Source organism: Paenibacillus sp. IHBB 3054 (genome assembly GCF_051594305.1).
Taxonomy (GTDB): Bacteria; Bacillota; Bacilli; order Paenibacillales; family Paenibacillaceae; genus Paenibacillus_AQ.
The window spans coordinates 98,250-108,657 of the sequence record NZ_JBOFBG010000009.1 but is presented as its reverse complement, the minus strand read 5'-3'; the positions used below and the strand labels follow the sequence as shown (position 1 = coordinate 108,657).

Here is a 10,408-nt window from a genome sequence, read left to right as displayed (position 1 = left end):
TTATATTATTTTATCATCGACCTGACATGAGCGCAATTTAAACTTTTTTATGAGTTTGATTAACAATTGCTTTTGCGGTACAGCTTTAGTGAATAAAAGCGTAAAAAATCTTTACAATGCATAATTATGCATTAAAACCGAATAAGTTCTTATGCAATGAAAACGCTTATTTCATTTTCTTTCCATAACATGTCATTTTAATGTCGTATATCATTTCCGCAATAAGCAAAGAACGCCCCTTAAGGAGCGTCCTCTGCTTATTGTTATATTATTTCTATTAACCGATTATACAGTCAAAACTTGTTCACTTTTCATAGCAGCTTCACTTTCACGACTGCGGGTCATGAAATAGGTGAACGTAAGAGCCAGGAATACAAGGCCGTAGATCGCAAGCAGTCCTGCATCATTCCACATTACACCCGTATCTCCCGTGGAAATTACTGCCTTGAATCCTCTGACGCTGTAGGTCATAGGAAGAAGCGGATTGAAGAATTTCATCCAGTTCGGAATCAATTCAAGCGGGAACGTACCTGCACTTGTCGTCAATTGGAAGATAAGGATGACAATGGCCACAAACCGTCCCGGTTGATCCAGCCAGGTTACAATCGCCTGGATCATCCACATGAAGGCAAGACTGGTAATGAAGATAAATGCATAGAAGAGCGGTACATTCTGCACTTCAAGACCCAATCCGTACAGCACAATAATCGCAGCCAGCAACGCCTGAAGCACACTCATCATTGTGAATGTAAGCGTACGGCTGACAAACCGGTTGAACCGACTGGCACCGATCACTTCGGAATCGCGCATTGGAATAATAATTGTGCTGATCAGTGCACCTACAAACAGTCCAAGGGACAGGAAGTAAGGCGCGAAGCCTGTGCCGTAGTTTGGCACGGCATTCACTTTAACTTCTTCGATCTCCACAGGCTGGGCGAACATCGACACCAGTGCGTCGGTCTTATTCACCGAACTGGTCTTTGATGCGGCATCGCCAAGCTTCGTTGCAAGCTCGCCTGAACCGGACTTCAGATCATCAAGACCGTCCTTCAGCTGTCCGGCTCCAGCGCTTAGCTTCTTCGAGCCATCGGCTACAGAGGTCAGGCCGCTGCTCAGCTGTCCGGCTCCGTTCAACAGTTTCGAAGTTCCGGCTTCCAGCGCCTTGCCGCCATCGGCCAGCTTCGCACCGCCAGCTGCAGCTTCGTCCAGCTTCGCGCCGAACTGCTTCATCCCTGCGGCAAGTGTAGTGCCGCCGGTTTCCAGCTTCGTTGCACCGGCCACGAGCTGTTTTTGTCCTTCCAGCAGCTGTGTGCTGCCGGCATTCAGCTGCTGCGCTCCGTCATGCAGCTGATTGACTCCAGTATCCAGCTGCTCTGAACCGGTATGCAGCTGTCCTGCACCCTGCACAAGCTGCTCCTGCCCGCTGTGGAGCGCTGATGCGCCTTCCACGAGCTGCTGCTGGCTTTGATCCAGCTGCGCGCTGCCTTGAGCGACTGCCGTACTTGCAGCCAGCAGCTTCTGCACCTCAGGGCTGGCTGCAAGCTGAGGATTTGATTTGGCCAGCTGCTGCAGGCCATCGGCCACTGCTTTGGCTCCCGCGCTTACTTTCGCGCTGCCATCCTTGGAAGCCTTCAGACCGGCTTCCAGCTTGGCACTGCCTTCGACGGAAGAAGTAAGTCCCGCCTCCAGCTTCGCACTGCCATCGACAACCGACTTCGTGCCGGCTTGAAGCTTAGTCGTACCTTCTACAGCTGATGCTGTACCAGCCTGAAGTGAAGCTGCTCCGGTTTCCGTCTTCTTAAGGCCTTCACTCAGTTGCTTGCTGCCTGCTGCAGTCTGTGATACACCAGCCTGCAGTTTCTTGTGTGCAGCGGACAATTGCTGGAGTCCGCCTGCCAGAGTGCTGCTGCCGTTGTGTATGGCGGCAGCACCAGTATTCAGATCGCTCACACCTTTCGTAAGCGGTGCTACACCATCGAGCAGTTTGCCTGTGCCCTCGGTCAGTACTACCAGATTATCCTTCAGCTTCAGCGCGCCGTCATCCAGCTTGCTTGCGCCATCGGCAATTTTTGTTGCGCCGTCTCCGGCGTCGCCAAGCCCGCTGGCGATCTCCGTAATTTTATCGAATACGGATTCTGTATAAGCTTCCGTTATTTTGGCCGATACTTTTGTCTTAATATCCTTTACCGCAGTTCCGCCAATTTGGCCGGCAAGGAAATTGAAGCCTTCGTTCGGTTCATAAATAATTTTGGCCGGCTGGGGATCAGTACCCAGCAAGGTTGTTGCATTTGCTGAAAAATCTTCAGGCACAATGATCGCCATATAATAAGTACTGTCGTCAAGTCCCGCTTCTGCCTGGTCACGGGTTACGAAATTCCATTCGAACCCGTCGGTTTTCTTAAGTTCTTCTATCAGGTCATTCCCGGCAGTTAGCTTTGAGCCTTCGTAGTCGGCACCTTTATCTTCATTTACGACAGCGACCGGCAATTCATTCATTTTACCGTAGGGATCCCAGAATGCTTTCAGGAACAACCCGCTGTACAGCACCGGAACGAATAGGACAACAAACATTGGAATCAGCACTTTAGGATTCTTCAGCACTGCCCCAAGGTCCTTGAAAAACACGGATAAAGATTTCATTCTGGTTCTCTCCTTATAATCGTTTGCTCTCTTTTAAAATGCTATGAATCTTCAATTCTTGCTATTGTATTGAAAGTTACAGTAATACCATATGACTGTTTTCCCCAATTGGTCAGTCCGGGATAAAAAAAAACCTTTCCGGTTTTTGTTCCACTGCCGCCTAAGTAGAAGAACATCTAGGGAAAGCAGACGGTTGACGATGCCATCCCTATTCCAGTTCCAAACCTTACTTTGCTGTTGCCAGTCCTTCGGACAAGAACAAGTGAAAATAATGTTTGATTTGCTCTTTGTTCAAAGGCACATGCACCTTGTTAAGTTCAGCAGTCAGCACAATGTAAAGTCTAAACATTACAACAGATACGATCTTGGGGTCGCAAGGTTTGATTTCGCCTTGACGAATCGCCTGTTCCACCTCCCGTTTCAAATAGTCAAGCACAACACTCTCGATCTTGTCGAGTCCTTCACCAGCCTGCGGCGTTCCGAAATCGCGACTTTCCTGGGAAAGCTTAATGAACAGCTCGTGTTCGCTTCGAAATTCCAGCAAAGCATCCAGAACCCTGTGCAGGTTATCAAAAAAAGGCTTATCCTTTTTGATTTCCCGCTCGGCGATTTTTTTCATTTCGACAATGACATCACGCAGGATTTCATCGAACAGCTGCTCCTTATTCGTGAAAAAGGTATATATCGTTCCTTTTCCAACATTCGCAATCTTGGCGACTTGATCCATTGTAGTTGCCTTATAGCCAAATAATGAAAAACATTTCGTCGCGGCTTTAAGCACCTGCTGCCTTCGATCTACCACAGCCACCCGTACACTCCCTTTCCTCGGAAATATCGCTGTAACCGCATTTTGACCATTTTACTAATCCGGTCATTCGGTCATTACTTACTTTAACATGATGCCTCCGCGTTTGCAATACTTTAACCAATGTATATTTTTTTAATTTATTGCAGGGATTTAACTTTCTATTTACGTCTTATCTGTATAATGTAAGAAGAAACGTCTGTCTCGTCTTTGAAAAAGGGCGGTTTCCCTGCGGGAAATGGAAGAATAGAATGGCCGGACACACATAGTCTTATATTATGAGATTAACAGCTAATTTAGCTGTATAATAGAAGAGATGATTATATAGAGGTATCTCCAATCCGCCAAAGAAGAGAACCCGCAATTCTACCTATGAAGGAAAGTAGCAGGTGAACTTATGCGAAAGAAAAGAGTACTGCTGTTTTCGGAAGGCTTCGGCACGGGCCATACAGGGGCAGCCTATGCTCTCGCCGAAGGAATAAAGCTGTTGAATCCGGATGTACAATGCCGGGTCATCGAGCTGGGGAAATTCCTGAATCCTACGGTCGCTCCTTGGATTCTTTCCGCTTACCGTAAAACAGTCAGCAGCCAGCCCAAGCTGGTTGGCATGATGTATAAGACCCAATACAATAAATCACTGAACCGGTTGACGAAGCTGGCGCTTCACCGGGTTTTTTATACACATGCCTTACAGGTTATCGAGCAGCTTAAGCCGGATTTAATTATTTGCACACATCCCATTCCCGCAGCCGTCATTTCGAGGTTGAAGCGGCAAGGGCTGAATGTTCCGCTCTTTACACTCATAACGGATTATGACGCACACGCCACCTGGGTCAACGCTGAAGCTGACCGGTATCTAGTCTCTACTCCGCGGGTAAAATCAATTCTGACCGGCCGCGGGGTATCTCCCGAGCTTGTGACGGTCACCGGCATACCGGTGCATCCGAAGTTCTGGGAGCGTTCCAACAAGACGCAGCTCCGCAAGGAACTCGGGCTCGCCGATATTCCTACCGTGCTCATTATGGGCGGAGGCTGGGGACTCATGTTCGGCAAGGATGTTATGGACTCGCTCACGGCCCGAATGGATGATATCCAACTGATCTTCTGCATGGGCAGCAACGACAAGCTTGTGGCCAAGATGCAGGCCAATCCCCTGCTGAACCATCCCAACGTGAGGATACTTGGTTACAGCAGTGAAATCAATAAGCTGATGGACACCTCCGATCTGCTGATTACGAAGCCCGGTGGAATGACCTGCACGGAAGGGCAAGCCAAAGGAATACCGATGCTCTTCTACAGCGCCATTCCCGGCCAGGAAGAGAAGAATTGCCAGTATTTCGTTGAGCTTGGCTTAGCCGAGGTGCTGGATTCGAATGTCGTGGACAAATGGTTCTCCCTCCTGCTGCGTGAATATGCCGGACTGGAGGAGCTGCGCAAGCGACGGCTGGCTCCCGAGCGCCAGCAACCGCATAATTGCGCCTCTACGGTGCTGCAGCTGCTGGGCAAACCGGCTGATGGAAGAACCGATTTGCGGGGAGCGCGGACACCGGCCCGCAATGAAGAGGCCGTCTATGTTACTCCTTAAACTACCTGAACTGCAACACCAAAAGAACCTCCAATCCATTAAAGTATGGATTGGAGGTTCTTTTATTATACCGTCAGCGGGAGTTTAGATTTCCACACTTTCCCCTGCATGCAGCGGATAGCCCTGAATCCCCTCCTGCCGCAGCCGGTCACAGAACTCTGCGCCATCCTGGGCAATCGCCGGAAATGTATTGTAATGCAGCGGAATCACTTTGTCCGCACGAAGCCATCTTGCCGCCAGCAGCGCATCGTCAGGCCCCATCGTAAGCATGTCCCCGATAGGCAGCGCCGCTATATCAATGGCGTTTCGTTCTCCGATCAGACGCATATCCCCGAACAATGCCGTGTCTCCGGCATGAAATAAGGTTTTGCCTCCGATGGTGAGCAGAATACCTGCCGGTTGTCCGGCATAAATCCAGGTATCCCCTTCTGTAATGGAGGAGGAATGAAAGGCCTGGGTATACTTTACGGTGATTCCTTTATAGGAATGACTGCCGCCGGTATTCATGTGTTTGACCTGCGCACCTTTGATGCGGCAATATTCTGCCAGTTCATAGACAGCAAAGATCGGACAGCCATTCTTCGCGGCAATCTCCAGCGCATCTCCAAAATGATCGGAATGCCCGTGGGTGAGCAGAACCGCATCGACCGAAAGCTCATCGGGTGAGATCCCCGAATTCGGATTTCCCGACAAAAAAGGATCAATAATAACTTTGACTTCCTCCGTCTCAACAAGCAGCGCCGAATGACCGTAATAGGTGATTTTCATAGAGTGATCCTCCTAAAAGTTTTGCAGAATTATGCTTCTCGTTCATTGAAATCAAATTATTTATAAAAGGTATGATTGCCGATGGTCTTGGCGTACTCCTGCGAATGGTGGACCGTCAGATCCTGTGCCAGCTTCAGCGACAGGAAGAAATACGTATCATCCGTCACCTCTTTAACTCCAGAGAGCGCAGCATTTACCGCTTTAATGCTGTCCTTATTAGGTTTGACACGTTTAAGACGCCCGTTTGCCACAGGACTGAACTGGCTTTTCTGATAGATGACCTTATAAATGGTGTCGGGAAAATTGGCTGACCGCAGCCGGTTCAGAACAACGTTGGCAACTGCCACCTTGCCCTGGTACGGTTCGCCTTCTGCTTCTGCCATAACAATTTTTTGCAGCAGTAGCAGGTCTTCATCGGATACGGCGTAGCTCCAGGTTGCTTGCGCTTGCTGTTCCTGGCTTAATAACTGCGTCCGGGAGAAGAACAATTTAGCGGGGGGATGTTGCTGAGATGCCGTTTTCGCTTGTTTTACGGTCTGGCTCCCCTTGGCTGCCGCCTGTCCGAGCGCTTTCTGCGCTGTTGCCGGCGGTGCCTTCACCACAGTAGCCTTAGTCTGAATGGTTACCTTCTTGGCTGCGCTTTGCGGCTTCAGCTTATCGGGAGTGAACCAATTCACGGCTGGCTTGCTGTTCCAGTTAAGCCTCAGGTCGGCAACTGTGGTGTAGAGCATGGGTTTGGGTGATTCGGTTATCCTCTTGGCGCCGGTTGTGGCAGGATGCGACAGGACAGATGCGGCAGATGCATGGGTTGTCTGTAATTTATTCATTGGTACTGTATTTTTGCCCTCTGATACACGCTCGGAGTTCATCAGGCTTATTGAAGAGAAACACACTAGAATAACGCCAACGAGCAGCGCAATACAGCGATTTTGTTTAAAAATAACCATTTTTTACCTCCTATTTTACGGCACATTCCTATTGTATGTAACCGAAAATGGAAGCTTTGAAAACTTTCTTGTCGATTTTAATTTAGAAAAATGTCAATTTTTCAATCATTTCATACATAGGAATGGCATGCATTCTAGTAGCATACACCACAAAAGCATCTACCGTCCAGTCCTTTTCCGAACAATTGTTCTCCTTTTCTCCTCCACAGTCACGTAAATCCGGCAGCTCTTCGGCGCTGAAGGGCTGCTCACCCCGGTATTTCCGGGCCAGAGTAATATGGGGATTGTACTCCCTTGTCTCGGCTTTAAAACCCAAGCCAGAAGTCGCATTAACCACGTCCCGCTGCAGTTCCCCAAGTCTCGCAAGCTCGCCGGAAACCCCTGCCCAGAGCACCTTAGGCGCATGCGGAAGACCAAAAGTCCCCCAGTTCTCCAAGCTTAATCGAAACGGCTTGCTCTTTCCGGATATTTCCCCGAGTGCTTTAAGAAGTGCAGGAATTTCTTTCCTGGGTGTGTCACCGAGAAACTGCAGGGTAATATGATAATCTTTAGAATGTGTCCATTTTGCAAATTTCAGCTTCGCGGAGCATTTTTCAGACTCTTTTTCCAGTAATTCACTCAGGTTTGAAGGGACTTTTACGGCAATAAACAAGCGCTCCATATCTCGCTCAGACCTATTACGTTCCATAAAAATTTCACCTTTCCAGACAGATTTGTTATCCTTATTCTATACATTATCAGCCAATCCTATAAAAAAGTATAACGGGAGGGAACCATCATGACGAAATCCATTGTTTGTTTACAGCCCCTTACATCCCAGCAGCAGAAGCTTATTCTCGACGCCGCCCCAGGTTATACCCTCACACTGGGAAACGCCAAAAACCCGGATTTGGAGCTTCTGGCCAATGCAGAAATTGTAATCGGCTGGGGCAAGGGCATCAGCGACACGCTGCTGCGGCCGGATTCACCGCTGCGTTGGGTTCAGACCTGGTCGGCTGGTGTTGAGAAACTCCCGCTTGATCGTTTGGAGGAGCGCGGAATCCTGCTCACGAACGCCAGTGGTGTTCACGCCGAGCCGATCACAGCTGTAATCTTTGGCTTTATGCTGCTCTTCACCCGTAATTTGCATACAGCCGTACGCAACCAGCAGAACCGCCGCTGGCATTCGGAAGGCAATGAAAGTGAATTAACCGGCAAGACAGCCGTCATTGCAGGCACCGGCTCCATCGGCAGTGAAACGGCAAGAATTGCCAAGGCTTTCCGGATGAAGACCATCGGCATAAGCCGTTCCGGTAAACCGGTTGCCGATTTTGATCAGGTCTACACCACTGACGAGCTGCCTGACGCAATCCGCCAAGGCGATTTCGTGATCAACACGCTGCCGCTCACCGATGAAACACAAGGGTTGTTTAATGCGGAAATCTTCTCCAACTGCAAGCAAGGCGCTTATTATATCAATATCGGCCGGGGAGCCACCACCCATACCGAAGACTTGATGGCCGCGCTGAAGAGCGGCCAGTTGGCCGGAGCGGGGCTGGATGTCTTTGAGACCGAACCCCTGCCGCAGGATCATCCGCTATGGGGAATGGAGCAGGTGGTAATCACCCCGCATTGTGCCGGCACAACAGACCGGTATGCCGACCGCATTGTTGATATTTTCACAGACAACCTGCAGTCCTATCTGCAAGATGGCGCCCCTTCGCGCAATAGGGTTGACTATAGCCGCCAGTACTGACGGCAGCTCACTCTATTGACTGGCGGCCAAGCAACGTGCAGCAAGCTTCTGCCGTCACGTTTATAACAAGTACAAGCACAAACAGCCCCTCACAGGCACATTTACTCCTTGCGTAAATGAACCCGTGAGGGGCTGTCTTCTTATACCTGAAAGCGAGTTACCGATTCACTAAGCTCGGTCAGCAGTGTTTTCAGCTGCCCTATGCCAGCTGCAACTTCATTGGTGGCGCTGAGCTGCTCGTGGGCCGAAGCTGAGGTTTCTTCCACACCTGCCGCCGATTGCTGGGCAAGGGCTGAAATATGCTGGCTGAACTCGTTCATCGTTTCGCTTGCTGCGGTCATCTGCTGAAGATTACCGCCCATCTCTTCAATGGTGCCGGACATAACATGCACCGATTTATTGATGTCATCCAAAGCTTCGCCTGTCTCAGCAATTTGCCGGCTGCCTTCTTCTGTCCTCATGACCCCCATGCGCAAATGTTCGACCACCTCTTTGGAGTCCAGCTGAATGCCTTGCGTAATCCCGGTAATTTCCGATACCGTCCGCTGCACTTCCTCCGAAAGCTTCCGCACCTCTTGTGCCACAACCGCAAATCCGCGCCCGCTGTCTCCGGCTCTGGCTGCTTCAATCGCAGCGTTGATTGCCAGGAGATGCGTCTGTTCGGAAATGCTGCGGATCGAGCCAACCAGCCGGAAGATCCCCTCATTCTTGCGGTTCAGCTCCTCCACCGTTTCCATGGATTGTGATACGGCTTCGGCGATTTGCCCCATTTGTGCCACTGAGCTCTCCATTAATTGCTTGCCTCTGTCACCCTTTGTGCGCACCTGCCCGGAATGAAGCGACAGATCCATACCTTTGACTGCAGAAGCCTCAATCAGCATATTCAGATCCTCTATCGCTTTGGATGCTTCTACAGCTGCCTCCGCCTGGCTTCCAGAAGCTTTGGCCAACTCCTCCATGGTAAGGGCAATCTGCTGGCTGCCCTCCTTTGTATCGGAAATATTGCGGACCAGCTCATCCCCCTGCCTCGCGATAATACTGGAAACACTACGGATCTGACTCACAATCTCCAGCAATGTCCGGTTCGTATCGTTTACCGTCCTGGCAAGCAAACCGATTTCATCCTGATTTGCGATCAAGGTATCCTCTGACGTCAAATCACCGCCTGATATTTGTTGCAAATGAACGGTTACCTGCTTCAGCGGATTGATGATTGTACGCCGGATGACCATATTAATCAGACCGATCACAACCAGAACTACCGCTACAATAATCAGATTCACAATAATGGAAGTATGAAAAATCTCGACAGAACGCTCGCCCTCTTCAGACGCGGCTTTCTGGCTGAGATCAACCAGAGCATCCATATCGGTCTGCATCGAATTAAACGCCGTAATGCCTTTTTGCGAGACCTCCAGTGCCAGTTCTTCGTCGCCTGCACCGCTCTGCTTGATCGCCTGGTTGTTAATAGTCATAAATTCATCCCATTTATGACTCAGCGACTGCAGCAGCTCCTTCTGCTCCTTGTCCCGCAGCGTATTTCTATAGTTGTTCATAGATTCGGCCACTTTACGGATAAACTGGTCACGTTCCGCTTCCAGCTTCTTTTTCTCTGCAGCATCGGTACTTAAAATATGCTGCATACTGACCGCCATGATATGTTCGGTGTAATAATTGACATTATGTATTTCTTCCAGCGCAGGGACCATTTGTTCAACAATATTTCCGGTATTCTTTTGCATACCGTTCATTAAATAGAGAGAGGTTCCTCCGATAATCAAGACCAGCAAAGCCAAAACAACGTACCCGGAAGCTATTTTGAAGCCGATGCTTTGCTTCCCCTTGGATGTTACCCCCTTCAATGTCCCATTAACGAACTTGTGTACAGATCCCTTAAGTCCCAGATCCTTTCTCATTTGCGCATCCTC

General features: G+C 49.6%; 8 protein-coding genes. 2 read left to right on the top strand and 6 right to left on the bottom strand.

Annotated features, from left to right (window positions below):
* Nucleotides 1-285 precede the first annotated feature (285 nt).
* Complete coding sequence (locus tag ACQ76X_RS12985) at nt 286-2,640, bottom strand: YhgE/Pip family protein (protein ID WP_438494318.1); 2,355 nt, start codon at nt 2,638-2,640, stop codon at nt 286-288.
* Between the two features lie 226 nt (nt 2,641-2,866).
* Nucleotides 2,867-3,448 (bottom strand): TetR/AcrR family transcriptional regulator, encoded by a 582-nt coding sequence (locus tag ACQ76X_RS12980; protein WP_038586643.1) that lies wholly within the window; start codon nt 3,446-3,448, stop codon nt 2,867-2,869.
* Nucleotides 3,449-3,842: 394 nt separating this feature from the next.
* On the opposite strand from ACQ76X_RS12980, the gene ACQ76X_RS12975 reads away from it, so the two are divergent.
* Entirely contained in the window at nt 3,843-5,030 is a 1,188-nt protein-coding gene (locus tag ACQ76X_RS12975; RefSeq protein WP_438494316.1) for an MGDG synthase family glycosyltransferase, read from the top strand.
* A gap of 84 nt (nt 5,031-5,114) precedes the next feature.
* Here the strand turns inward: ACQ76X_RS12975 and ACQ76X_RS12970 are convergent, their stop codons facing one another.
* The 3 genes from ACQ76X_RS12970 to thpR form a co-directional block, all read right to left on the bottom strand.
* Nucleotides 5,115-5,798 carry a metal-dependent hydrolase gene (locus ACQ76X_RS12970; protein WP_438494314.1) on the bottom strand — a complete coding sequence of 228 codons (684 nt, stop codon included), beginning with the start codon at nt 5,796-5,798 and terminating at the stop codon, nt 5,115-5,117.
* Nucleotides 5,799-5,854: 56 nt separating this feature from the next.
* Nucleotides 5,855-6,745, bottom strand: a complete 891-nt coding sequence (locus ACQ76X_RS12965) for a cell wall hydrolase (protein WP_438494312.1) — start codon at nt 6,743-6,745, stop codon at nt 5,855-5,857.
* Nucleotides 6,746-6,827: 82 nt separating this feature from the next.
* Nucleotides 6,828-7,397 carry an RNA 2',3'-cyclic phosphodiesterase gene (thpR, locus tag ACQ76X_RS12960; RefSeq protein WP_438494310.1) on the bottom strand — a complete coding sequence of 190 codons (570 nt, stop codon included), beginning with the start codon at nt 7,395-7,397 and terminating at the stop codon, nt 6,828-6,830.
* 126 nt (nt 7,398-7,523) lie between these two features.
* Here thpR and ACQ76X_RS12955 point away from each other — a divergent pair, with 126 nt between their 5' ends.
* Nucleotides 7,524-8,480 (top strand): D-2-hydroxyacid dehydrogenase, encoded by a 957-nt coding sequence (locus ACQ76X_RS12955; protein WP_438494309.1) that lies wholly within the window; start codon nt 7,524-7,526, stop codon nt 8,478-8,480.
* Between the two features lie 140 nt (nt 8,481-8,620).
* On the opposite strand, the gene ACQ76X_RS12950 is transcribed toward ACQ76X_RS12955, so the two are convergent.
* The gene (locus ACQ76X_RS12950; protein WP_438494307.1) at nt 8,621-10,396 is read right to left on the bottom strand and encodes a methyl-accepting chemotaxis protein; all 1,776 of its coding nucleotides are present in this window, start codon (nt 10,394-10,396) and stop codon (nt 8,621-8,623) included.
* Nucleotides 10,397-10,408: the final 12 nt, after the last annotated feature.

Bases quoted from the DNA above. Each gene is read 5' to 3' on its own strand.
- ACQ76X_RS12985 (WP_438494318.1), bottom strand. From the start codon at position 2,640: ATGAAATCTTTATCCGTGTTTTTCAAGGACCTTGGGGCAGTGCTGAAG.
- ACQ76X_RS12975 (WP_438494316.1), top strand. From the start codon at position 3,843: ATGCGAAAGAAAAGAGTACTGCTGTTTTCGGAAGGCTTCGGCACGGGC.
- ACQ76X_RS12970 (WP_438494314.1), bottom strand. From the start codon at position 5,798: ATGAAAATCACCTATTACGGTCATTCGGCGCTGCTTGTTGAGACGGAG.
- ACQ76X_RS12965 (WP_438494312.1), bottom strand. From the start codon at position 6,745: ATGGTTATTTTTAAACAAAATCGCTGTATTGCGCTGCTCGTTGGCGTT.
- ACQ76X_RS12955 (WP_438494309.1), top strand. From the start codon at position 7,524: ATGACGAAATCCATTGTTTGTTTACAGCCCCTTACATCCCAGCAGCAG.
- ACQ76X_RS12950 (WP_438494307.1), bottom strand. From the start codon at position 10,396: ATGAGAAAGGATCTGGGACTTAAGGGATCTGTACACAAGTTCGTTAAT.